Raw genomic sequence first — 21,976 nt, forward strand, 5'->3', positions numbered from 1 at the left:
CATCATCAGGGATGAGAGTTCCTTCGCGCCCCCCTCTGTCCTGCCGGACATCTCCCCCACGAGGGGGGAGATCGGCTGTCACCGCCGCCGCGGACAATCGTCACCGGTGCAGGACTGACGCGGGTGCCGAAGCTGCTGATCTCCCCCCTCGTGGGGGAGATGTCCGGCAGGACAGAGGGGGGCGCCGTAGAGCGCAACTTCAGATGCTTGCAGGCGGCGTCCTTTCCCCATGAACCGCGCCCTCACCCTCATCCGCCGTCGCCTTGTCGGCAGCATCTTCGTGCTATTGATCGTCGTCATCGGCACTTTCCTTTTGCTTGAAGCCGCTCCCGGCGACGCCGTCGATGCCTACATTGTCTCGACTGGCGGCGACGCCGGCATGATCGAATTGCTGCGCCATCGCTGGGGCCTCGACCAGTCGGAGCTGACGCGGCTGGCCAACTATCTCTGGGCGCTGCTGCATCTCGACCTCGGCCAGTCCGTCACCTTCTCCAGGCCGATCCGCGATGTCATCCTGGAGCGCCTCCCCACCACGCTGCTCCTCATGGTCAGCGCCACCGCGCTCTCTTTCGGTCTCGGCTCGGCGCTCGGCATTTATGCCGGCGCCAGACCCGGCAGCTTTCGCGACCGCTTCCTGTCGATCGGCTCGCTGGCGCTCTATGCCGTGCCCGGCTTCTGGCTTGGCTTGGTGCTGATCGTCGTCTTTGCCGTCGACCTGCGCTGGCTGCCGATCGGCGGCATCGAGACGCTCGCCTCGGACAAGACCGGGCTGGCCCGCGCCGTCGACATCGCCGCCCATCTCGTGCTGCCGGTTTCCGCCCTCGGCTTCATCTACCTCGCACTCTATCTGCGCATGATGCGTGCCGGCATGGCTGAGGCCTGGCGCCAGGATTTTGTCCTTGCCGCTCGCGCCAGGGGACTGTCACGGCGCCGCATCGTGCTTGCCCATGTCGCCCGCAACGCACTGCTGCCGCTCATCACCATGCTCGGTCTGCAATCGGCGCAGATGCTGGGCGGCAGCGTCGTCATCGAAAGCGTCTTTGCCGTGCCGGGCCTCGGCCGATTGGCGCAGGAGGCGGTGGCTTCGCGTGACACGCCGCTGCTGCTCGGCATCATCCTCACCAGCGCTGTGCTGGTCATTGCCATCAACCTTGCCGTCGACATCGCCTACGCCTTCCTCGACCCGCGCGTTGGCGCCGGCGAGGCTGGCGCGTGAGCCCGCTTAGTCGACTCCTGCGCCGGCCGGAAGCGGTCGCCGGCGCGATCATCCTGGCGCTGCTGTTCGCCATGGCGCTGTTTGCGTCGCTGCTGTTCCCCGGCGACCCGCAGGCCATTGCCGGACCGGCGCTGCTGCCGCCGTTCCAGGACTGGTCGCTGCCGCTCGGCACCGACCGGCTCGGCCGCGATGTGCTGGCCGAAGTGTTCCATGGCGCTCGCACCTCGCTGGCGGTTGGTCTGGCAGCGGCAGCCGCTTCGCTCCTCATCGGCGCCGTCGTCGGCACGCTGGCTGGCTTTGCCGGCGGCCTCGTCGACGAGGTGCTGATGCGCACCACCGATGCCTTCCAGACCGTGCCGAGTTTCCTGCTGGCGCTGGCCTTCGTCAGCATCGTCGGCCCCTCGCTCGGCATCGTCGTCGCGGCCATCGCGCTTGGCGCCTGGACCGGACCGGCGCGTGTGGCGCGCGCCGAAGTGCTGTCGATCCGCGAGCGCGACTACGTCGCCGGCGCCCGCGTCATCGGCATGCATCCGCTTGCGATCGCTTTCCGCGAAGTGCTGCCCAACGCTCTGCCGCCTGTGCTGGCGCTGTCTTCGGTGATCGTCGCCGCCGCGATCCTCACCGAAGCGGCGCTGTCTTTCCTCGGCCTCGGCGACCCCAACCGCGTCACCTGGGGCGGTATGATCGCCGAGGGCCGCACCGTGCTGCGCACCGCGCCTTTCCTGTCGATCGTTCCGGGTATCGCCTTGGTGCTGACCGTGCTCGGCGTCTATCTCGCCGGCGAAGGCGTGGTCGAGACGACGGCCGTGAGGAGAAGCCTGTCGTGAGCGCGCTGGCTGAGATCCGCGATCTGTCGGTGCGCTATATCAGCGATGGCGGTGAGGTGAGCGCGCTGAAAAGGATCAGTCTGGATGTCGTTGCCGGCGAGCGTCTGGCGATCATCGGCGAGAGCGGGTCCGGCAAGAGTACGCTGGCGCTGGCGATTGCGGGGTTGCTGCCGGGGAGCGCCACGATTGAAGGGCGCATTGGGTGGCAGTTCCAAGCGTCGCGATCCTTCCCACCCCCCTCTGTCCTGCCGGACATCTCCCCCACAAGGGGGGAGATTGGCAGTGTCGCCGCCGGCTCTCCTTCTGCAAGGTCGGCGATTGGCGAAGCCGGAAATGACAGCCTAATCTCCCCCCTTGTGGGGGAGATGTCCGGCAGGACCGAGGGGGGCGCCGTAGAGCGCAGACTATCCGGCGCAAGCCCCATTCCCGGCCGCGATATCGGCTTCGTCTTCCAGGACCCTTCCGCCAGTCTCGACCCCGTCATGACCGTCGACAAACAGATCGCCGAAGTCGCCCGCACCCATCTCGGTCTCGACTGGCCGCAAGCCTACGCCAGAGCAAAGCACCTGCTCGGACGCGTCCGCCTCCCCGACCCACAAGCCGCAATGCACGCCTTCCCGCATCAGCTCTCCGGCGGCCAGAAGCAGCGTGTCGCGATTGCCGCGGCCATTGCCGCCGGACCGAAACTGCTTATCGCCGACGAGGCGACCAGCGCGCTGGATACCATCGTGCAAGCCGAGATCGTCAGCCTCATTCGGCAATTGGTGGCAGAGGACGGCATGACGCTGCTGTTCATCAGCCACGACATCGCACTTGCCGCCGAGCTTGCCGAGCGCCTCGCTGTGTTCCGGCATGGCGGCCTGGTCGAGATCGGCGCGACGGAGCAAATCGTCACCGCCCCGCGCCAGCCCTATACGCGCGCGCTGCTCGACGCCCATCTCGGCCTCGATGCTGCGCCACTGCTGCGACAGGCGCCGGCATGAGCCTGCTCGCCGTCCGCGATCTCACCAAGCGCTACCGTCGCGGCGGCAAGACCATCGCCGCCGTCGACGGCGTTTCCTTTGCGATAGAACCCGGCGAGACGCTGGCGCTGGCCGGGCCCTCCGGCAGCGGCAAGTCGACAATCGCGCGGCTGGTGCTGCGACTGATCGAGCCCGATGCCGGAAGCGTCCAGTTCGAAGGCGATGACTTCCTAGCCCTGAGTGGTACGGCCTTGCGCAGCAAGCGCGCGCGCTTGCAAATGGTGTTCCAGGATCCGCTTTCCGCCTTCAACCCGCGCGCCACCGTAGCGCGCGCGCTTGACGATCCCTTGCGCATCCACGCCATCGCGTCCAGCGCCGAGCGGCCGGCCCGCATCGCCGCTTTGCTGGAGCGTGTTGGCCTCGCTGCCGATCTCGCGCCGCGCGCCATTCACGAAATCTCAGGCGGCCAGCGCCAGCGTGTGGCGATTGCCCGCGCCATCGCCACAAACCCGTCGCTGATCGTGCTCGATGAGGCGGTCTCGGCGCTCGATGTCTCGGTGCGCGGACAGATTCTCGAGCTGCTGCTCGACCTGCAAGCCAGGGAACGGATCGCCTATCTCTTCATTTCGCATGATCTCGGCGTGGTCCGTGCGATCGCCCATCGCCTCGTCCTTCTCGACACCGGGCGGATCGCCGAGAGCGGCGATGCCCGCGCCGTCATCGACGCGCCGCAATCGGCAATCGGCAAGGCGCTGGTGGCGGCGGCACCAAGATTGAACAGGATCCGGCCATGATCCCGCAAAGTGGAAACCGGTTTGCGGGATCATGGTCAAAGGCAAGGACACATCATGACCGATCCCGAAGCAGCCAGGGCTGAAAAGCTTTCGCGAGAACTCGATTCCGCCTTCCGCAACCGCGCCGATCTCTATCGTCTGCTTCTCGACGAACTGACCGGCGAACTCGGCGCGGAAAAAGCCGAGGCGATCATGATCCGCACCATCGAACAGCGCGGCAAGGAAGTGGCGACAGCCGCCTTTGGCCGCTTCGGACCCAACGACGCGCCAGCCATCGGCGAGGCGTTCCTGGCGGTCAGCCCAGATGGCGGCCTGATGTATCCGACCGATGTCGAGCGCGGGCCGGACCACATCGCCTTCAAGGTGAAGCGCTGTCCACTGAAGGACGCTTGGGTCGAGGCCGGCGTCGGTGACGAAAAGCTTGCCACGCTCTGCCGCATCGCCGGCGCTTTCGACCGCGGCCTGTTCGAGGCGACGGGCGTGCGCTTCGACAATGTCACCTGGACGCCGGGCCACGGCTCCGGCTGCTGCCACATCGCGCTGACCAACCGGGATGCCGCCGGATAGGCCGCGGCAGTTGCTGATCAGTCGCCGGCAAACACATGCAACTCCGTACCCGCCTGTTCGGCGGCAGTGCGCAGGTCGGCCTTCGGTTCGCTGTCGGTCACGATATCGGCAATGTCGTCAAGTCCGCAGATGCGTTCCAGGCTGGAGCGGCCGAACTTGTCGTGGGTCACCACCAGCACCGCGGACAGTGAACGCGATATCATCGCGCGCTTGACTGCCGCGGCGCCCGAGATCATGTCGCTGGGACCGTCGGCACTTAGTCCCGACGCCCCGATGATGGCGACGTCGGCATTGTAGCGGCGCACGAACTCGACCGTGTCTTCGCCCAGCACGCTGCCTTCCCGGCTGTCATAGGTCCCGGGGCAGAGCAGCACACGGAAGGTCGGGTTGGCGCCGGCCACCGAGGCCACGCCGGTGGAATTGGTGATGATAGTCAGGTCGCGCTTCAACTGCGAAAGGTTGCGCGCCACCTCATAGGTAGTCGAACCGCCATCGATCATCACGATCTGGCCCTTCTGGACCAGGCCCGCCGCGCCGCGGCCGATGCGGGCGCGCTCCTCGACCAGTGTCAGGCCGCGCTCGGAAATCACCGGTTCGGACGTCACCAGCGAGATCGTCGCGCCGCCATAAGTGCGGTTGATCAGCCCGGCATCACCGAGTTCGATGAGATCGCGGCGGATGGTCTCGCCGGCGACGCCGATTCGCCGGGCGAGCTTGGAGATGCGTATGGACGCCGACCGGCGCACTTCCGAAAGGATAAGCGCGTGCCGCTCCTTCTTCGTCAGTCGGCCTTGGTCCATGACTATTCCATTCCCTTTGCAGCAATCAGCGCGTCGGCAAGCTCGGCAAATCCTTCCGCACCTCGCCCGCTTGTGACGAAGGCGGGAGACGCAGGAAGTTCGCCGGCGAAGTCCAGCACATTAGCGACGCCGACGCTGTTGGGGAAGAAGCCGAACATTGGTGCATCGTTTGGACTATCGCCGACGAAGACAATGCTGTCCTTGTCGTGGTCTATGTCTATACCAAAACAGTCGCGCAAGAATAGCCGGCTTGTCGACAGTTTGTCGTATTTGCCGAACCAGCCATTGACATGGATCGACGAAATTTTCGCCGTCGCGCCATAGCGCTGGAAGATGCCGACGATCTTCAGCACCTCGGTTTTGGGCAGCGGCGCCACGTCCTCGCAGAAATCAATCGCCAGATCGGCCTCACGATAGGCCTGGTCGGCGGCGACCGCCGCGCCCGGAACCTCGCGCAGCACAGTCTGCTCTATCTCCTTGAGGCGTGCGGCATCGGCCTGCCGTTCGGCAGCGCTTTTGGCGTAGTGGCGAACGATCCGCTTTTTGGCGTCGTCGTAGCGAAAATAGAAGGCGCCGTTCTCGCCGATCACGCCATCCACCGGCCATTGCCGCGCGATCAGGTCGCACCAGCCGGCCGGCCGGCCGGTGACAGGCGTGACGATGAATCCGGCCTGCTTCAGCCGCTCTAGCGCCGCATAGGCCTTTGCCGGCAGCCGTCCCTTGTCGGTCAAGGTGTCGTCTATATCGGTCAGCACGACGGCGATGTTGCGCCGGTCCAGGGCGGTGAAGTCGGCGAGCGGACGCAGCACCCGCTCAGGCTCCCGCCGCGACCGTTTCGAGCGAGGCGGCAGCGACATCGAGCATCGTGAACCTGTCGCGTATCAGCCGGGCATTGGCGACCGCCTCTTCGTAGAAGGCAGCCGGTATGGCGACCTCCTGCGGCGTCGTCGGCGCGCCGGCGGCACGCAGTGCTGCTGCGATCTCACGCGCCGGGCGGGCAACGCGGGAAAGCCTTTCGCGATACGAACGCCATTGCTCGGTCAGCATGGTGTTGATGGCAGTCGCCCGCTCATGGTCGAGCAGCTTGGGCTTGAACGCTGCCCAGCAGGAGCGTCCGAGGGTTTCGCCAAAGATCTCGATGAAACGGTCCGGTGTATCGGCGGACGGCGCAAGCTGCAGTTCCGGCAATGCCAACACCCGCTCCTGCAGCCGCGCCATCGTCAACGTCGTCACGGCTATGTGTTCGCCGTGATGCGCCTCGGGCAATCCCTTGCCCCGCATGTCGATATAGTGGGCGATCAGATGTTCGCCCTGGCTGGCCGGATAAGAGCCACCGCACAAAGTCATGCCGAGGCCCGACATGACCAGCGTGCGCACCAGCACTTCCATTGCCTCAAGGTCGCCTGTCCTGAGGTCGCCGGCCTTGGCGATGAGTGCCTTCTCGTCCTCGACCAGAAGCATGAACGGCGCCTGTCTGTACGGCGTGCCGATCAAAAGATGCGCCATCAGCCAATCGGTCTGGGCGGTCGGCCGCGCCATCGAATCGCCGAAGCCGGCGGCGATCAGCCGGTGCGGCGCTCGCGCCATCACATCGAGATCGAGGAACACGCCCACCGGCAGGCTCGCCGTCAGCGATTTCTTCAGACCGTCCTCGGTGATTGCCGCCGACACCGAGGTGTAGCCGTTCATAGACGGCGCGGTGCCGAACACCGCATAAGGTTTTTGGGTCAGATGCGCGGCATATTTGGTGATGTCGTTGATCGAGCCCGATCCGACCGCAACCAGGCCGCTGGCATTCTGCGTGCGGGCGATCACCGACCGCACGGCGTCCATGTCCGGATGCGGATGGCGCGGCAGGATGATCTTGTCGACATCGCTCGAGCCGCGCAGCGCAATCGACACCCTCTCGCCCAGCGCCAGGCGGGTGTCGGGATCCATCACCGCGGCGAGCTTGCGGCCGAGCGGCAGCGGCTTGACCAGCGCATCCGCTTCGTCGCCGAGGCCGCGCCCGATGACGATGGTCTTCAGCGGCACCGATAGCATTCCCTCGCTATCCGGGTCGGGCAGGGTGCCGGAAATGAGGCTATCGAGCATTTGTCTGGACATCGGGATGCAGGCCGGTCAGTCAGTATGAAGCGGGGTCAGGGCATCGAACAGGGTCCGATACCGGCGGTAACTTCTGTCGTAGGCGGCCTTGGCCGAAGGACTTGGGTCGATCGTCTCGATGCTGCCGCCCAACCTTTCGGCCGCCTGCTGCACCGAGGAGGTAAGGCCGATGGCGGTGGCGGCAAGAATTGCCGCACCGATCGGCGAGGCATCGGCGGCGCTTGCTACCTCGACCGGCCTGCCGCTGACATCGGCGCGGATTTGCGCCCACACCCGGCTGCGGGCGCCACCGCCGGAAAGCCTGATACGCCCCGTGGCGATGCCAAGCTCGTCCAGCCGGTCGACCACGTCGCGCATGGCGAAGGCACAGCCTTCCAGCACCGCGCGGGCGCAAGCCGCTTTGCCGTGAAAGGAAGTAAGGCCGTAGAAAGCGCCACGCGCCTCGGCGATCCAGCGCGGCGCCATGGCGCCCGACAGCGCCGGCAGGAACAGCAGGTCATCGCTGCCGGCAACCACCGTCGCCGCCAACTCCGACATCGCCGCCGGCGAATCCACACCGAAGGTGGATTGGAACCACGTCACCGCGCCGCCCGAGAGCCATCCGGGATTGGAGACGAAATAACGGTCACCAAGAAAACCATGCGTCTCGACCAGGCCGCCGGGATCGAGGCGAAGCGTGTCGGACACTGCACCGACCACTTCGGCCGTGCCGAGATTGCAGGCAACGACACCGGGCACGACAACGCCGGCGCCGATGGCGGCGGAAAAATCATCGCCGGTGCCGACTGCCAGCGGCGTGGCCACAGGCAGGCCGGTCAGTTCGGCGCCGGCCGCAGTCAAGGCGCCGGCGACCGCCGATGCATCGTCGATGCCGGGCAATTTGTCCGCATCGATGTCGAAGGTCACGAGCAGGTCGTCGGCATAGCCGCGCTCCCTCAGCCCATAGAGCATGGTGGTGGAGGCCAGCGCGTAGTCGATGACGGCACGACCGCACAGCGCCGCGACCACGAATGATACCGGCTGGTGCCAGAGCGCCACGCGGCCTGCCTCTGGCAGGTTGCGCGCTGCCCAGCGGATTTTCGCCGCCATATGGGTGGCGTCCAGAACGAGACCGGTGCGCTCGCGGATGAAACCGGGATCTATGCCGGCGATCTCTCCCGACGCCCGCCGATCCATCCAGATGATGCAAGGCGCCAGTGCCTGGCCGCTGCCGTCGACCGCGACGCAGCCGTCGAGTTGGCCGGCAATGGCAATGCCCTTGATGTCGGACGGTGCAAGCCCAGCCTTGTCGAGCGCGCCGGCAATGGCCGGCTTGAGCGCTGCCAGCCACAGCGCCGGGTTCTGTTCGGCCCATCCCGGCGCCGGGAAGGCCGGCTGATAAAGCACACAGGCCTCGCCACGCAGCCGCAATTCGTCATCGACGACGATCGCCTTCAGGCTTTGTGTGCCGAGATCGATGCCGATGACTGGCATTAGACACGCTCGCAATCCGCGAGAACATCCCGCAGTTGCGAGAGGATAGAACCTTTCGTCGGCGAATAGGAACCGTCGAAAACCGCTGTACCAATGGTAAAAGCGTTGGCGCCGGCCTGCTTGATTGCCTTGATCCGATCGGCCGAGGCAACGGCGCCAGCGACGATCAGATGCCGCGACGGACCAAGCCCGCGCCGGGCGGCGCGAACCAGTTCGGCCGGGTCGGCCTCGGTGGCGCGATAGGCGAGGATGTCGCATCCCGCACAGCCCTTCTCGGCAAAGGTGCGGCAGTCGGCCTCGACATCTCCCGGGGAGCCGCCGAGCTTGGTCGGATGTCCGACCGGCCGACCCGGAAAAGGGTAGTATTCGGTGTCGCTCCCTTCCAGCAGCGCCATGATCTCATCGATCTGGGTGCCGCCGAGCAAGCGTTGGATGCCGAGATCCCTCGCGATGCGCGCGGAATTGAGGCAGGCCTCAGCCGTCGTCGAGACAACTTCCATGTAAGTGGTAGCGCCTGTCCGGCGAATGGCGCCGGCGAGCCTTCGCAGCACATCCGGCGAAACGCCAACATCCTTGAAGCCTACATGCTTCAGGCCGACCGGCTCGATCAGGTCGACGAGGTCGAGACAGTCCTCGACCGTGCGATCGTTTCGAGTCAGCATGAAGATGAAGTCCATTCGATAGGTCCCTCGCCTCGGTCGGGAATGCCGGCTTGCTGCCGGTCGTTAACATCTCCCAACCATTTGTTGCAAGGTGCCACATTTTAATTTGCGGTACCACACATTTTGTGACAGAACGGGCGCCGGCCCGCCAGGCACGACTTCTAGGGAGAGGGAAGAATGCTCAAGCCGCTGATACGTGGGAGTGCCGCATCCGGGCTCCTCGTTCTCGCCGCCCTTATGTGGCAAATCACACAGGCTGCGGCGTGGGATCTGCAAGAGGCGTCGAAGCCTTATAGCGGCCAGACCATCCGCATGGTCGGCGAGGCGCTGCCGCCGCTCGAAGCGCTGAAGAAGATGGCGCCGGAGTTTGAAAAGCAGACCGGCATCCATGTCGAAGTCGAGATGTACGAGCACTCGGAAGCCGTCAACAAGGTGCAGCTCGATCTCAATTCGCACCGTGGCCGCTACGACGTCATCATCCAGCCGCACCGCGAACTCGGCAAATTCGCCACCAACAACCATCTGGTCGAAATCGCCAAGATGATGGCCGATCCGGCTTTGCGCGATCCGACCTTCGAGCCGGAGAAGCAACTTTACCAGACCGCCTGGCACGAAATCTCCTGGTATGAGGGCAAGGAGTACGGTTTCCCCTTCACCGTGCTCAACATGTTCATGTGGTATCGCTCGGACCTGCTCGCCGATCCCAAGGAGCAGGCCGGCTTCAAGGCCAAGTATGGCTACGACCTGGCGCCTGCCAAAGACTGGAAGCAGTATCGCGATATCGCCGAATGGTTCTATCGCCCCGACCAGGGTTTTTACGGCACAGCCCTGGAGGGCAAGCGCCATGAGGCGCTGTGGTACGAATGGCTCAACTTCCTCTATTCCTTCGGCGGCGACGTGCTCGACGTGAAGAGCGGCTCGGCCTGCGGCCCGGTCATCGTCAACAGTCCCAAGGCCGTCGCCTCGCTCGAATACTACAAGAGCCTGCTGCAGTTCTCGCCGCCGGACAGCCTCAACTACTTCTGGGATGACGTCATGGCACTGATGCAGCAGGCCAAGGTCGCCGAGCTGATCATGTGGAATGACGCCACCTATGCCGTGTCGGTCGACACAACGGCTTCCACCGTCGTCGGTAAGGTCGGCTTCGACCTCGTGCCGCAAGGCGACGGCGGTAAGATCGGCCAGGTCGAGGGTTGGACCTATCTCATCCCGGTCTATTCGAAGAACCAGCAGGCCGCCTTCCTCTTCGTCCAGTGGATGATGGGCTATGACCGCCAGCTCGAGCAGCATCTCAATGGCGGCGCTTCCGGTCGACCCGACGTCTACGCCTCGCCGGAGGTGCAGAAACTGCCCTACGCCAAGGCCTCGATGGAGGCCAACGAGCATGCGGTGCCGAAGGCGACACTGCCGCAATCGGCCGAGATGACCGACATACTGGTGCGCGAGCTGTCGTCCTACCTCGCCGGCGAGAAGGAAGCGCAGGCTGCCCTCGACACGGCCGCCACCGACATCTCGACATTGCTCGGTTCTTGCGCACCCATGACCTATCCGGCACGATAGGTCTCAGATGTCGCGCAGAGGCTACCCGCACAAGCGGGTAGCCGTTCTTGTCCGCAGGAAACGCCCGTGACGAACCGCACTCCATCGCCGCGCGGAATGCCGCTTCTCGACCGTGGGGTGGGACCGCTGCTGATGCTGCCGGCGACGCTGCTCGTCGTCGTCTTCCTGGTCGGCCCGTTCTACTACATGGTCTACACCGCGCTGACCGACCTCAGTTTCGCCGATGCCAGCCATTCCGGCTCCTTTGTCGGCTTCGACAATTTCCGCAAGCTGATGCGCAACGACCCGTTCTTCTGGGCGTCGTTTCTGCTGACGCTGAAATTCGTCATCATCGCCGTGGGGCTCGAATTCCTGCTCGGCTTTGCGCTGGCCTTCCTGATCTTCCGCTTCGTCGCCAGCCAGCGGCTTTTGACCACGCTGCTGCTCATCCCGATGATGATTGCGCCGATCGCCGTCGGGCTGATCTGGCGCCTGCTTTTGCAGGGCGATTTCGGCATGCTTACCTTTTACATGCGCAAGGTCGGCCTGCTGGCGCAGAACGCGGCGGTGCTATCGGCACCCGACCTCGTCTTTCCAACCATCGTCGCCATCGACGTCTGGCAGTGGACGCCTTTCGTCACCCTCATCATGCTGGCCGGGATGATGAGCCTGCCGCGCGCGCCATTCGAGGCGGCGATGATGGACGGCGCCAAACCGTTCCAGATTTTTCGCGATGTCATGCTGCCGTTGCTGCGGCCCGTCATCGCGCTGGTGCTGCTGCTGCGCGGCATCGACGCCTTCAAGGAATTCGACAAGGTGTTTTTGATGACCGGCGGCGGTCCGGGAACGCTCACCGAGCTGGTCTCGATCTACGCCTACCGCGTCAATTTCCGCAATTGGGACCTCGGCTACGGCGCGGCCGTCGCCTTCATGATCTATCTCGTCGTGCTGATCCTGTGCTCGGTCTTCTACAAGGCCGTCTACTGGTCGAGCCGCAAACCGGCGGCGGCGTTTTGAGAATGCGGCGATGATCGACCAATCCTCGAACCGCGCCTGGAAGAGCTTTGCCTGGGCGGTACTTCTGGTTGCCGTGGTGGTGGCGCTGACGCCTTACGTCTGGATGGTGCTGGCCTCGTTCAAGAACCGCGTCGACCTTCTGTCGTCGGTACCGAAATGGAGCTTCGCGCCGACACTCGCCAACTATCCGGCCGTCTTCATCGACAAGGAATACTGGCCGCTGGCGATCAATTCGGTGCTGATCTCGGTGTCGTCGACGGTGCTGTGCATCGTCATCGGCGCGCCGGCGGCGTACGGCTTTGCCCGCTCGGATTTTCCGGGCAAGGAAGACCTGTTCTTCTTCTTCCTGACCACGCGCATGGCGCCGCCGATCTCTATCGCCGTGCCGTTGTTCCTGTTCTTCACGTCGCTTGGCCTGATCGACACCATCTATGCAGTGGTGATCGCCCACACCTCCTTCAACCTGTCGCTCGTCGTGTGGATGATGCGCGGCTTCTTCGCCGAAATCCCCAGGGAGATCGACGAAGCGGCGATGATGGATGGCCGCTCGCGGCTCGGCGCTTTCTTGTTTGTCGTCGCACCGCTGGCTGCCCCCGGTATCGGCGCCACTGCGGTGCTCTGCTTCATCCTGTCGTGGAACGAGTTCCTTTATGCCTTCATCCTCGTCGCCTTCGACGGGCGTCCGCTGACCGTTGGCATACCAGGGTTGGTAACGCCGCACGGCACGCTGTGGGGCCAGGTCGCGGCGGTCGCCATCGTGGCGACGCTGCCGATCGTGCTTTTCACCTTCCTTGTCCAGAAACAGCTCGTGCGCGGCCTCACCTTCGGCGCGGTCAAGGGTTGAAGGGATCTTGCATGGCAATTGTTTTCGACGGCGTCACCAAGGCCTTCCCGGACGGGACGGTGGCGCTGCAGGCGCTCGACCTTGCTTTCGAGCCCGGCGAATTCCTCGTCCTGCTCGGCCCGTCCGGCTCCGGCAAGACGACGGCCTGCCGGCTGCTCGCCGGCCTCGAACGTCCGACCGCCGGCCGCATCATGGTCGAAGGCCGCGATGTCACCGACCTGCCACCGCGCCTGCGCGGCATGGGCATGGTGTTCCAGAACTATGCGCTCTACAGCCACAAGAGCGTCTACGAGAACATCGCCTATCCCTTGCGCATTCGGAAGATGCCGGCCGCCGAGCTCGACCGCTGCGTGCGCGCCATGGCGGAGCTGCTCGAAATCACCCGTTACCTCGACCGGCGGCCCTCGCAACTGTCGGGCGGCCAGGCGCAACGCGTCGCGGTCGCCCGCGCGCTGGTCTGGCAACCGAGCCTCTGCCTGATGGACGAGCCGCTGTCCAACCTCGACGCCTTGCTGCGCCTGCATATGCGCACCGAGCTGAAGCGGCTGCATCGCGAGTTGAAAAAGACCTTTGTCTTCGTCACTCACGACCAGGAAGAGGCGATGACGCTGGCGACCAGGGTCGCGGTGCTGCGCGAAGGCGCGCTGATCCAGTACGACGATCCGCGCGAGATCTACCGGCGGCCGGCCAACCGCTTCATCGCCGAATTCATCGGCCGTCCGGCGATGAACACATTTGACGGCGATGTCCGCGACGGCGTCTTCCACGCCAGCGGCTTTACCTGCCCGCTGCCGGGAAAGCCTGACGGTCCTATCGTGCTCGGCATCCGCCCCGAGCAGATCCAGCTCGTCGACGCATCTGCCGGCGATGCGATCCGGTTTGCCGTCGACGTCGTCGAACCAGTCGAGCCGGACGTGCTGATCTTTGCCAAGAGCGAGGCGAACGCGCTGATCGTCAGGACAGTGAATGACGATCGCGCCTACAATCCCGGCGAGCCGTTGCACCTGCGCTTTCCGCCGGCGGCGCTCCACACGTTCAACACGGTGTCGGGAGCACGGCTGCCGTGAGCACGCTGCTCGCTCTGCTGCCGCTCGCCGCCGCCGCAGTAGTCTGGCGGCTATTCTACAGCTTCAACCGGTCGCGGCGCTGGTTTTCGACCGGCGAGCTCATCTTCTGGGACGCCATCGCACTGGTCATCCTGCAACTCGTCTGGCTGATCTGGTTCTGAATACGCGTCGAGATCAGTAGCCGATCGCGCAGCCATCCTTGCGTGGATCGGAGGCGCCGGTCAGCGTTCCCTTCTCCCAATCGATCAGCACCAGCTGACCGCCGCCATATGGCTCTTCTGCAACGGAAACCTGATGGCCGCGTTGGCGCAAGCCGGCGATCGCCTCGACCGGAATGCTGCGCTCCGCCAACACCGCATTGTCTTTGTAAAACACCCTTGGCGCATCCAGCGCCTGCTGCGGGTCCATGCCGAAATCGAACATGTTGGTGAGCAGATGGACATGACCGAAAGGCTGGTAACCGCCGCCCATCACCCCGAACGGCATCACCACCCGTCCGTTCTGCGTCGCCATGCCGGGCATGATGGTGTGCATCGGCCGCTTTCGCGGCGCGATGCGATTTGGATGGCCTTCCGTCAGCCGGAAACTGCTGCCGCGATTCTGCAGTATGACCCCGGTCTTGGGACCGACGACGCCGCTACCGAACGAGCCGAAGGTCGAGTTGATGAAGCTGACCGCATTGCGGTCGCGGTCGACCACCGAGATATAGACCGTGTCGCTGCGCGGAAGCTCAAGCCGCGGCAGATGCGTCATGGCCCGAAGCGGATCGATCGCGGCGCGTAGCCTGTCGGCATAGGCGCCGGACAGCAATTGCTCCACCGGGACATGAACGAAACTCTGATCGCCGATGAAAGTGTCGCGGTCCTGATAGGCAAGCCGGCCGGCTTCAATCTCGAGATGAAGCCGCTGGGCGCTGTTCGGTTCCAGCGAAGCAAGCGTAAAGCCGGACAGCACATTCAGCATGATCAGTGCCGTCATGCCCTGATTGTTCGGCGGCATTTGATGGATGTCGTAGCCGCGATAGGACGAGTTCACGGACTGGACGTAGTCACCTTTTGTCTCGGCGAAATCGTCCAGTGCATGCAGCCCGCCGAGCGCGCGAAGACGCGCCACCAGATCATCCGCGACTTCTCCTTCATAGAAACCGGCGCGGCCTTGGCTCGCGATGATGCGCAAGGTTTTCGCGAGTTCTGGTTGCCGATGCATATCGCCAGCTAGCGGCGCCTTTCCCTCCGGCAGGAACATGCGCGCGGCATGTTCGTCTGCAGCGAGCAGGGCGGCATCATCCGCCCAATCGAAGGCGACGCGATCGTGAACGACATAGCCCTGTTCGGCATAGCGAGTGGCCGGAGCCAAGGCGGCGTCTATGCCCTTCTTGCCATGATCCTCGAGCAATCGGCACCAGGCATCGATGGCACCGGGCACGGTGACTGCATGCGGTCCGGTTCCGGGCAGTTCCGCATATCCCTTGCCGAGATACCAATCCGCTGTCGCGGCAGCGGGCGAGCGCCCTGAGCCATTGAAGGCCAGCACCTCGCCCTCGCCCTTGGGACAGTAGAGGACGAAGCAGTCGCCGCCGATGCCGGTCGATTGCGGTTCGACCACCCCTTGCACCGCTGCCGCGCAGACGGCGGCGTCCATGGCGTTGCCGCCGGAGCGCAGCATGTCGATGGCTGCCAGTGTCGCCAGCGGATGCGATGTCGCCGCCATAGCTTCCGTGGCACGAACCGGCGAGCGGCCGGGGAATTGAAAATCACGCATGCACTGTCCAATCTACCGAGGAAAATTCCGAGCCTGTGCCACCCCGATGGAATCGGGATGGGCTTCTACTTTCTGTTTGAGCATGATCTTTTCCGAAAACCGGATTCCACTTTTTTGCGTCATGCTCTAACGCTTGCGGCCAAAAAGCTGTGCTGCCGAAAATAGCACCACCGACAGCAGGATCAGGCATGTCGAAATCGCGGCGATCGTCGGATCGATCTGATCGCGCAGCGCGCTGAACATGCGACGCGTCAGGGTTGTCGTTTCGCCGCCTGATATGAATAGCGACACCACCACCTCGTCGAATGAGGTTATGAAGGCAAACAATGCGCCGGACACGATGGAAAACCGGATCTGCGGCACGGTCACTTGCCAGAAGGCCGCCAGGCGCCCGGCACCAAGGCTGCGTGCGACACGCTCCTGGTTCATGTCGTAGGACCGAAAGCCCGAAAGGACCGTCAACACGACCAGCGGCAGCGCTTGCACCGTGTGCGCCAGCACCAGGCCGGTCAGCGTGTTGTTGAGGCCGATGCGCGCATAGAGAAAGAACGTGCCGATGCCGATCAGGATAACCGGAATGATCAGCGAGGCGGTCAGCACCGCATTGATGAAACCGGCGAGGCGCAGCGCGCCCGAATTGAGCGCATAGGCGGCGGCGACACCGATCGGTGTCGCGACCATGGTCGTCAACACCGCCGCCTTCAGCGAGACAATCGTCGCGTCGCGCCATTCGACCGACTGGAAATAGGCTTCGTACCATCGCAGCGACCAGCTTTCCGGCGGGAATTGCAACAGCGTCGAGCCGGAGAATGACATCGGCACGATGATCAGCGACGGCACGATCAGGAACAACAGCACAAGGGCGCCAACTGTATAGAGCCAAAGCCGTCGCCCGTGCGAAATCGGCAGGCCGAGATCGTCGTTCATCGCGCACCCCACGCGCTGGTCGCCCGCGCGCCCAACAGCCACCGGAACACGCCGAGCAAGCCGAGCGTGACGGCGAGCAAAACGACACCCAGCGCACTGCCGGCGCCCCAGTTGGAATAGAGGCTGGTGGTCTGCTCCATGCGCATCGCCCACATGATGACCTTGCCGCCGCCCATCAAGGCGGGGGTAACGAAGAACCCGAGGCACAGGATGAAGACGATGACCACGCCGGCGGCGAGACCCGGAAGCGAAAGCGGAAAGAATATCTGCCAGAAAGTCGCCGTTGGCGGTGCGCCGAGGTTCATCGCCGCGCGCAGATAGTCGGCATCGATCGCCTTCATCGAAGCGTAGAGCGGCAGCACCAGGAACGGCAGCAATATATGCGTCATGCCGATGAGGACGCCGGTGAAGTTATGCGCCAGCGGCAGCGGCTGGCTGATCACGCCAAGATCCATGAGCCAGGTATTCAACAGGCCCTTGCGCTGCAGGATCACCAGCCAGGCGTAGGTGCGTACCAGCACCGATGTCCAGAACGGCAGGATGACGAAGATCAGGCAGATGGAGGCGGCGCGCCGTGGCAGCTGCGACAGCATATAGGCCAGCGGATAACCGAGGAGAACGCACAGACCGGTGACGATGAACGCCACCTCGAATGTCGTGATGAAGGTCCTGACATAGGAAGCCTGCTCGACGACGCGGGCGTAGTTCGCGCCGCTCAGCATTCCGGTCTCGTCGAACAGCGAGAGCCAGAACAGCCATCCGATCGGCAGGACGATGATGATGCCCACCAGGACGATGCCGGGAGAGCACAGGCCAAGCAGAGCCAAAGCCTCGCGCCGGGCGTCGGCGCTCAGCACGTCCGCGTTCAGGCCGCCGCGGTCTGGAAGGTCTGCGGGCGCTGCGCTCATATCTCGTCCGCCAACAGGATCGCATCCTCCGGCTCGATGCGAAGCCGCACCGGTTGGCCGGCGCCCGGCAGAAGGGTCAGCACGTCGCCACGGCAGTAATCGCGCAGCGCGATCTGCTGGCCATCCGCCAGCGTGGCGTAACAGATGAAGCTGTCGCCTTGATAGACGACATCGCGCACCGTGGCGTCGAGCAGGTTGGCATTGGCATCTGGTTCGGCATTGGCGGCGAGCCGCACCCTTTCCGGCCTCACCACCAGCCAGTGCCGCCCCGGCGAGGGCAAGGGCGAAGCGGTGTAAACACGCTTTGCCGCATACCAGACGCTGTCGTTGCGGCATTCGACGGGAATGAAGTTCGATTCGCCGATGAAGCCGGCGACGAACCTGGTGCGGGGCCTGGCGTAGAGCGTTTCGGGCCGGTCGAGCTGCTCGATGCGGCCTTTGTTCATGACCGCGATGCGGTCCGACATGGTGATCGCTTCGCGCTGGTCGTGGGTCACATAGACAGTGGTCATGCCGAGCCGGCGGTGCAGGCTGCGCAGCTCGATCTGCATATGTTCGCGCAACCCCTTGTCGAGCGCCGAAAGCGGCTCGTCCATCAGCACGATGCGCGGCTCGAACACGATCGCCCGCGCCAGCGCGACGCGCTGACGCTGTCCGCCCGACAATTGGTCGACACGACGGTCGGCCAGACCCTGCAACTGCACCAGATCAAGCGCCTTCTCCACGCGCTCGGCCGTTTCCGCCGCGGGCGTGCGGCGCTGCTTCAACGGAAAGGCGATGTTGTGGAAGACGTTCATATGCGGGAAAAGCGCATAGTTCTGGAACACCATGCCGATGTTGCGCTTGTGCGGCGGCTTGGCGATGACTTCCTCGCCGCCAATGCCGATGCTTCCGGCATTGGCGCGGACAAACCCGGCCAAGATCATCAGCAGTGTGGTCTTGCCCGATCCCGACGGACCCAGAAGCGTCAGGAATTCGCCGGGAGCCACATCGAGGTTGAGGTCACTGAGGACTGGCACGCTGCCAAAACGCTTGGCGATCCCTCGAATGTTGATCGGCGGCGCCGAACGCGCAATGGACAATTTCAGTGCTCCTTCGGATACTTGCGGCGCGAAGCGGATAGCGGGCCGATCGAACCTGCGTCGGCCCGCTGGATCAGCCAATCATCGATTGATCTGCTCACTGCTGGATCAAATTGTCGAATTTCTCCGTGGCCTCCACGAGGTTGTCGCGCCAGAATTCCGCATCCTGCAGAACTTGTTTCTTGACGTTCTCGGGAGCGGAATTGATGTCCTTGATCCTCTCCTGCGGAATCTTGCCGGTTTCGAAAGCCTTCTCGTTCACTGGCCCATTGTCGACATACAATGGCAGATTGGCCTGGAGTTGCGGGCTCACGAACATGGCAAGCGCCTTCATAGCGATGTCCTTGTTTTTCGAACCTTTGGGAATGACCATGCAGTCTGCTGTCAGCACACCCTGATCGAACGAGAAGCTGACCGGAGCCCCTTCTTTCTTCAAGGTGCCGGCGCGTCCGTTCCAGATGCTTGCCATGTCGACTTCGCCGTCCTTGACCAACTGCATGGCCTGGGCGCCGGAGGTCCACCAGGCATCGATATGCCCGCGGATCTTGTCGACGGATTTCAGCGCGCCGTCGACGTCTACGGGATAGACCTTGTCGATGGGGATGCCTTCCGCAAGTGCTGCAACGCTGAGCGTTTCTGTCGCCTGGCTTCCGCTCAGTGCACGCCGGCCCGGAAACTTCTCGACGTTCCAGAAATCGGCCCAGGTCTTCGGTCCTTTTTCGCCGAAGACATCGGTCCTGTAGATCAGCACGACCGAGGTATAGGAGATGCCAACCCAGTCATCATGCACAAGCTTCGGATTGATCCCGCTCTTGTCGATGACATTGTAGTCAAGCTTCTCGAACAGGCCTTCTTTGGAGCCCCGCGCGCATTCATCCGCGCCAAGCTCGGTGATGTCCCATTTGACGGCATTGCCGGTTACCTGAAGCCGGACGTCGTCGAGACCGTTGGTGGTGTCTTCCTTGATCGTAATGCCGAGCGCATCGGCGGTCGGCTTGAAGAACGCCTTGGCCTGCGCTTCCTGATAAGTACCGCCCCAGGAAGCCACCGCAATCGTATCTGCGGCAAGCGCCTGTGCAACAGGTATGGTTATCCCAATCACAGCTAACGCGCTGACAACTCTTGATTTTCTCATCGTCGTGTTCCCCTGAAGCCATTTGTTGATCTGGCATTCTATTTTGTATACAATTTCGAATGTAACTTGCTCGGAAAACGGATGTCAACTTGAAAGATCGCGCTTTTTCCAACAAGCTTGCCGCGCCATGGCGGAAGATGCACCTTGGTCTTCGCAGGGTTCGCAGCCACGCCGTCCGGGCGTGACTTCGTCAGCGCAAGGCCTTTTGGATCAGGCCTCGACGACCGGTACGGGAGACAGAACATCGCAATGCCCACGAGAAAAAAGAACACGCTTCGCGAATCCGTTTACGGATCGATGAAAGCGATGATCGTCACCGGACAGCTGCCTCCCGGAGCGCGCGTCACCGAGAACGACCTGGCGATCAGGTTAAAGGTCAGCCGCACGCCGGTGCGCGAGGCGCTCAACCGGCTTGAACAGGACGGCCTGGTTGTCGGCCGCCCGCGCCAGGGCTACCTCGTCAAGGAATTCGACATCCATATGTTCCGCGAGGCATTCGAGATCAGGGAATTGCTGGACGGCTATGCGACCGAGCTGGCGACCGCCAAGGTCACGGCCGCGGACAAGGAGCGCCTTCGCGAAATGGTGCGGGAATGCGAGCGGCTGGCCGCACTGCCGACACGCAGTTCGGATGACATGTTCCAGGAACTGCAGATCGGCATGGACATCCACCGCACCATTGCTCAAATCAGCGGCAATGTGATGCTGAGCGGCCTACTGAACGGCATTCTCGACAAATGCCAGCACTATGTCTGGATGGAACTGCTCAGGCTGGACGAATGGGGAATAGCCCGCGACGAGCACTTCGAGATCGTCGAGGCAATTTGTGCTGGCGACGCGGCGCGGGCCGTCGAGTTGACCCGCGCGCACATCCGCGGATCACGCAACAACATCCTTCGTTTGCTGCAGGCAAAATCCGACTACCAGACCTTTCTTGCCCGCGCATCGTAGCGCGGCGCAAACCTCTCCACCATCTCTCCGCAGTCTCAGTGCTTGATGCGGTCGCGCATGGCGTACCACAACATGCCGAGCACATAGAGCGGACCGCGCAATGCAGTGCCGCCCGGGAACGGCATCGGGGTCAGCGTCGAGAACAGGTCGAGCCGTGAGGCGTCACCCGTGATCGCTTCGGCGAGCAGCTTGCCCGACAGGGTCGACAGGATGACACCTTTGCCGGAATAGCCATGCGCGAAATAGACCTCGCCATAGTGCCCGACATGCGGAAGCCGCGACGTCGTCACCGACACCAGCCCACCCCAGGCATGGTCGATGCGGCAACCCTTCAGTTGCGGGAACGTGGCTTCCATATGCGGCCGCACGAAGCCGGCAATGTCGGCCGGCGGCGACGGCGTGTAGCGCTCGCCGCCACCGAACAGCAGGCGTCCGTCCGCCGACATGCGGTAATAGTTGACGACGAAGCGTGTGTCCGACACCGCGACATTGGCCGGGATGACGTTGCGCTTGCCCTCCAGCGGTTCGGTGGCGACGATGTAGTTGCCGACCGGCATGATGCGGCTGTTGACGCGCGGCTCCAGCCCGTGAAGCAGCGCGTCGCCGGCCAGCACCACATGTTTGGCCCTGACCGAACCCTTTGAGGTCGAGACCCGGATCGAAGGCTCGCGCTCGAGCTTCACCGCCACCGAATTCTCATGGATGGTGACGCCGGCGGCCACGGCTGCTCGGGCCAGGCCGAGCGTGTAGTTCAGCGGATGCATGTGGCCGCCAAGCGGCTCATACATCGCGCCATGGTAAGGTGTGTCGACCTTGCCGCGCGCTTGCGCCGCCGACAGGATCTCGACGTCGCGAAACTTCATCACGCTTTCAAGGCATTTGGCCTCTTCTTCGAGATCCCTAAGATCGGAGCCGTTGACCGCACCGACAAGATGGCCGGTCAGCCTGAGATCGCAATCGATGGCATGGCGCTCGATGATGTCGAGCACCAGGCCGCGCGCCTCGAAGGCAAGGTCGAACAGCACCTTCGCCCGCTCGGGGCCGTAGAGCTTGACCAGCCCCTTGGCGCCCTTGCGCAGGCCGGGGATCATCTGGCCGCCATTGCGGCCCGATGCGCCCCAGCCGATCTTACCGCCTTCGAGCAGCACCACCTTCAGGCCGCGCTCGGCGGCGTGAAGGGCGGCCGACAGGCCGGTGCAGCCGCCGCCGACCACCACCAGGTCGGCGTCGACATCTCCCACCAGCGCCGGATGATCCGGCGCCGGATTGGCAGTGGCGACATAATAGGATTTGCCGATATGGAGACCGGAATTGAAACCCGTTGAACTGGAGCCCATG

The 21,976-nt window shown here is 63.8% G+C and carries 22 protein-coding genes; 11 read left to right on the forward strand and 11 right to left on the reverse strand.

The features are described 5' to 3' along the window. Positions 1 to 229 precede the first annotated feature (229 nt). Genes H0241_RS20935 through H0241_RS20955 form a run of 5 tightly spaced genes read left to right on the forward strand, consistent with a single transcriptional unit; the run spans position 230 to position 4,366 of the window. Positions 230 to 1,216 (forward strand): ABC transporter permease, encoded by a 987-nt coding sequence (locus H0241_RS20935; protein ID WP_181059708.1) that lies wholly within the window; start codon positions 230 to 232, stop codon positions 1,214 to 1,216. Then, positions 1,213 to 2,043, forward strand: a complete 831-nt coding sequence (locus tag H0241_RS20940) for an ABC transporter permease (protein ID WP_181059710.1) — start codon at positions 1,213 to 1,215, stop codon at positions 2,041 to 2,043. The genes H0241_RS20935 and H0241_RS20940 overlap by 4 nt, the downstream gene beginning before the upstream one ends. Further along, positions 2,040 to 3,026: an ABC transporter ATP-binding protein gene (locus H0241_RS20945; protein WP_181059712.1), complete on the forward strand. Its 987-nt coding sequence runs from the start codon at positions 2,040 to 2,042 to the stop codon at positions 3,024 to 3,026. The genes H0241_RS20940 and H0241_RS20945 overlap by 4 nt, the downstream gene beginning before the upstream one ends. Then, positions 3,023 to 3,799, forward strand: coding sequence for an ATP-binding cassette domain-containing protein (locus H0241_RS20950; RefSeq protein ID WP_181059716.1), 777 nt, complete (start codon positions 3,023 to 3,025; stop codon positions 3,797 to 3,799). The genes H0241_RS20945 and H0241_RS20950 overlap by 4 nt, the downstream gene beginning before the upstream one ends. 54 nt (positions 3,800 to 3,853) lie before the next feature. Then, complete coding sequence (locus tag H0241_RS20955) at positions 3,854 to 4,366, forward strand: L-2-amino-thiazoline-4-carboxylic acid hydrolase (RefSeq protein WP_181059719.1); 513 nt, start codon at positions 3,854 to 3,856, stop codon at positions 4,364 to 4,366. Between the two features lie 17 nt (positions 4,367 to 4,383). On the opposite strand, the gene H0241_RS20960 is transcribed toward H0241_RS20955, so the two are convergent. Genes H0241_RS20960 through H0241_RS20980 form a run of 5 tightly spaced genes read right to left on the reverse strand, consistent with a single transcriptional unit; the run spans position 4,384 to position 9,422 of the window. Then, on the reverse strand, positions 4,384 to 5,166 hold the full coding sequence (locus H0241_RS20960) for a DeoR/GlpR family DNA-binding transcription regulator (protein WP_181059722.1): 783 nt from the start codon (positions 5,164 to 5,166) through the stop codon (positions 4,384 to 4,386). Positions 5,167 to 5,168: 2 nt separating this feature from the next. Continuing rightward, positions 5,169 to 5,972 (reverse strand): HAD-IIB family hydrolase, encoded by an 804-nt coding sequence (locus H0241_RS20965; RefSeq protein WP_235984395.1) that lies wholly within the window; start codon positions 5,970 to 5,972, stop codon positions 5,169 to 5,171. Positions 5,973 to 5,979: 7 nt separating this feature from the next. Then, the gene (locus tag H0241_RS20970; RefSeq protein WP_181059728.1) at positions 5,980 to 7,260 is read right to left on the reverse strand and encodes an iron-containing alcohol dehydrogenase; all 1,281 of its coding nucleotides are present in this window, start codon (positions 7,258 to 7,260) and stop codon (positions 5,980 to 5,982) included. 27 nt (positions 7,261 to 7,287) lie between these two features. Further along, complete coding sequence (locus H0241_RS20975) at positions 7,288 to 8,745, reverse strand: xylulokinase (RefSeq protein WP_181059730.1); 1,458 nt, start codon at positions 8,743 to 8,745, stop codon at positions 7,288 to 7,290. Continuing rightward, a complete protein-coding gene (locus H0241_RS20980; protein WP_181059733.1) occupies positions 8,745 to 9,422 on the reverse strand; it encodes a beta/alpha barrel domain-containing protein in 678 nt (225 codons plus the stop codon). Before H0241_RS20980 ends, H0241_RS20975 begins: the two co-directional genes overlap by 1 nt. Positions 9,423 to 9,584: 162 nt before the next feature. Between H0241_RS20980 and H0241_RS20985 the strand changes: the two genes are divergently transcribed. The 5 genes from H0241_RS20985 to H0241_RS21005 all read left to right on the forward strand — a co-directional run bounded on the left by H0241_RS20985 (position 9,585) and on the right by H0241_RS21005 (position 14,035). Continuing rightward, positions 9,585 to 10,967: an ABC transporter substrate-binding protein gene (locus H0241_RS20985; RefSeq protein WP_181059736.1), complete on the forward strand. Its 1,383-nt coding sequence runs from the start codon at positions 9,585 to 9,587 to the stop codon at positions 10,965 to 10,967. Positions 10,968 to 11,033: 66 nt separating this feature from the next. Beyond that, positions 11,034 to 11,963 carry a carbohydrate ABC transporter permease gene (locus H0241_RS20990; protein ID WP_181059739.1) on the forward strand — a complete coding sequence of 310 codons (930 nt, stop codon included), beginning with the start codon at positions 11,034 to 11,036 and terminating at the stop codon, positions 11,961 to 11,963. 10 nt (positions 11,964 to 11,973) lie between these two features. Then, on the forward strand, positions 11,974 to 12,807 hold the full coding sequence (locus H0241_RS20995; protein WP_181059742.1) for a carbohydrate ABC transporter permease: 834 nt from the start codon (positions 11,974 to 11,976) through the stop codon (positions 12,805 to 12,807). Between the two features lie 11 nt (positions 12,808 to 12,818). Further along, positions 12,819 to 13,874, forward strand: a complete 1,056-nt coding sequence (locus H0241_RS21000) for an ABC transporter ATP-binding protein (protein WP_181059745.1) — start codon at positions 12,819 to 12,821, stop codon at positions 13,872 to 13,874. Beyond that, a complete protein-coding gene (locus tag H0241_RS21005; protein ID WP_181059747.1) occupies positions 13,871 to 14,035 on the forward strand; it encodes a hypothetical protein in 165 nt (54 codons plus the stop codon). The genes H0241_RS21000 and H0241_RS21005 overlap by 4 nt, the downstream gene beginning before the upstream one ends. A 13-nt stretch (positions 14,036 to 14,048) precedes the next feature. Here H0241_RS21005 and ggt read toward each other — a convergent pair whose 3' ends face one another. The 5 genes from ggt to H0241_RS21030 all read right to left on the reverse strand — a co-directional run bounded on the left by ggt (position 14,049) and on the right by H0241_RS21030 (position 19,687). Further along, complete coding sequence (gene ggt, locus H0241_RS21010) at positions 14,049 to 15,635, reverse strand: gamma-glutamyltransferase (protein ID WP_181059750.1); 1,587 nt, start codon at positions 15,633 to 15,635, stop codon at positions 14,049 to 14,051. A gap of 126 nt (positions 15,636 to 15,761) precedes the next feature. Beyond that, complete coding sequence (locus tag H0241_RS21015) at positions 15,762 to 16,562, reverse strand: ABC transporter permease (protein ID WP_181059752.1); 801 nt, start codon at positions 16,560 to 16,562, stop codon at positions 15,762 to 15,764. After that, positions 16,559 to 17,470, reverse strand: coding sequence for an ABC transporter permease (locus H0241_RS21020; protein ID WP_181059754.1), 912 nt, complete (start codon positions 17,468 to 17,470; stop codon positions 16,559 to 16,561). The genes H0241_RS21015 and H0241_RS21020 overlap by 4 nt, the downstream gene beginning before the upstream one ends. Beyond that, positions 17,467 to 18,552, reverse strand: a complete 1,086-nt coding sequence (locus tag H0241_RS21025) for an ABC transporter ATP-binding protein (protein WP_181059756.1) — start codon at positions 18,550 to 18,552, stop codon at positions 17,467 to 17,469. Before H0241_RS21025 ends, H0241_RS21020 begins: the two co-directional genes overlap by 4 nt. 97 nt (positions 18,553 to 18,649) lie before the next feature. After that, on the reverse strand, positions 18,650 to 19,687 hold the full coding sequence (locus H0241_RS21030; protein ID WP_181059758.1) for an ABC transporter substrate-binding protein: 1,038 nt from the start codon (positions 19,685 to 19,687) through the stop codon (positions 18,650 to 18,652). 249 nt (positions 19,688 to 19,936) lie between these two features. Here H0241_RS21030 and H0241_RS21035 point away from each other — a divergent pair, with 249 nt between their 5' ends. Beyond that, positions 19,937 to 20,638, forward strand: coding sequence for a GntR family transcriptional regulator (locus H0241_RS21035; protein ID WP_181059760.1), 702 nt, complete (start codon positions 19,937 to 19,939; stop codon positions 20,636 to 20,638). A gap of 35 nt (positions 20,639 to 20,673) precedes the next feature. On the opposite strand, the gene H0241_RS21040 is transcribed toward H0241_RS21035, so the two are convergent. Continuing rightward, on the reverse strand, positions 20,674 to 21,975 hold the full coding sequence (locus H0241_RS21040) for an NAD(P)/FAD-dependent oxidoreductase (RefSeq protein WP_181059762.1): 1,302 nt from the start codon (positions 21,973 to 21,975) through the stop codon (positions 20,674 to 20,676). Position 21,976: the final 1 nt, after the last annotated feature.

The sequence above is a fragment of the Mesorhizobium neociceri genome (assembly GCF_013520985.1).
GTDB lineage: Bacteria > Pseudomonadota > Alphaproteobacteria > Rhizobiales > Rhizobiaceae > Mesorhizobium > Mesorhizobium neociceri.

What these genes read in the sequence shown, in the direction of transcription:
- H0241_RS20995 (WP_181059742.1), top strand. Translation starts at nt 11,974, where the DNA reads ATGATCGACCAATCCTCGAACCGCGCCTGGAAGAGCTTTGCCTGGGCG.
- H0241_RS21030 (WP_181059758.1), bottom strand. Translation starts at nt 19,687, where the DNA reads ATGAGAAAATCAAGAGTTGTCAGCGCGTTAGCTGTGATTGGGATAACC.
- ggt (WP_181059750.1), bottom strand. Translation starts at nt 15,635, where the DNA reads ATGCGTGATTTTCAATTCCCCGGCCGCTCGCCGGTTCGTGCCACGGAA.
- H0241_RS20935 (WP_181059708.1), top strand. Translation starts at nt 230, where the DNA reads ATGAACCGCGCCCTCACCCTCATCCGCCGTCGCCTTGTCGGCAGCATC.
- H0241_RS21015 (WP_181059752.1), bottom strand. Translation starts at nt 16,562, where the DNA reads ATGAACGACGATCTCGGCCTGCCGATTTCGCACGGGCGACGGCTTTGG.
- H0241_RS20960 (WP_181059722.1), bottom strand. Translation starts at nt 5,166, where the DNA reads ATGGACCAAGGCCGACTGACGAAGAAGGAGCGGCACGCGCTTATCCTT.
- H0241_RS20955 (WP_181059719.1), top strand. Translation starts at nt 3,854, where the DNA reads ATGACCGATCCCGAAGCAGCCAGGGCTGAAAAGCTTTCGCGAGAACTC.
- H0241_RS21035 (WP_181059760.1), top strand. Translation starts at nt 19,937, where the DNA reads ATGCCCACGAGAAAAAAGAACACGCTTCGCGAATCCGTTTACGGATCG.
- H0241_RS21040 (WP_181059762.1), bottom strand. Translation starts at nt 21,975, where the DNA reads ATGGGCTCCAGTTCAACGGGTTTCAATTCCGGTCTCCATATCGGCAAA.
- H0241_RS21000 (WP_181059745.1), top strand. Translation starts at nt 12,819, where the DNA reads ATGGCAATTGTTTTCGACGGCGTCACCAAGGCCTTCCCGGACGGGACG.
- H0241_RS20970 (WP_181059728.1), bottom strand. Translation starts at nt 7,260, where the DNA reads ATGCTCGATAGCCTCATTTCCGGCACCCTGCCCGACCCGGATAGCGAG.
- H0241_RS21020 (WP_181059754.1), bottom strand. Translation starts at nt 17,470, where the DNA reads ATGAGCGCAGCGCCCGCAGACCTTCCAGACCGCGGCGGCCTGAACGCG.
- H0241_RS20950 (WP_181059716.1), top strand. Translation starts at nt 3,023, where the DNA reads ATGAGCCTGCTCGCCGTCCGCGATCTCACCAAGCGCTACCGTCGCGGC.
- H0241_RS20975 (WP_181059730.1), bottom strand. Translation starts at nt 8,745, where the DNA reads ATGCCAGTCATCGGCATCGATCTCGGCACACAAAGCCTGAAGGCGATC.
- H0241_RS20985 (WP_181059736.1), top strand. Translation starts at nt 9,585, where the DNA reads ATGCTCAAGCCGCTGATACGTGGGAGTGCCGCATCCGGGCTCCTCGTT.
- H0241_RS20980 (WP_181059733.1), bottom strand. Translation starts at nt 9,422, where the DNA reads ATGGACTTCATCTTCATGCTGACTCGAAACGATCGCACGGTCGAGGAC.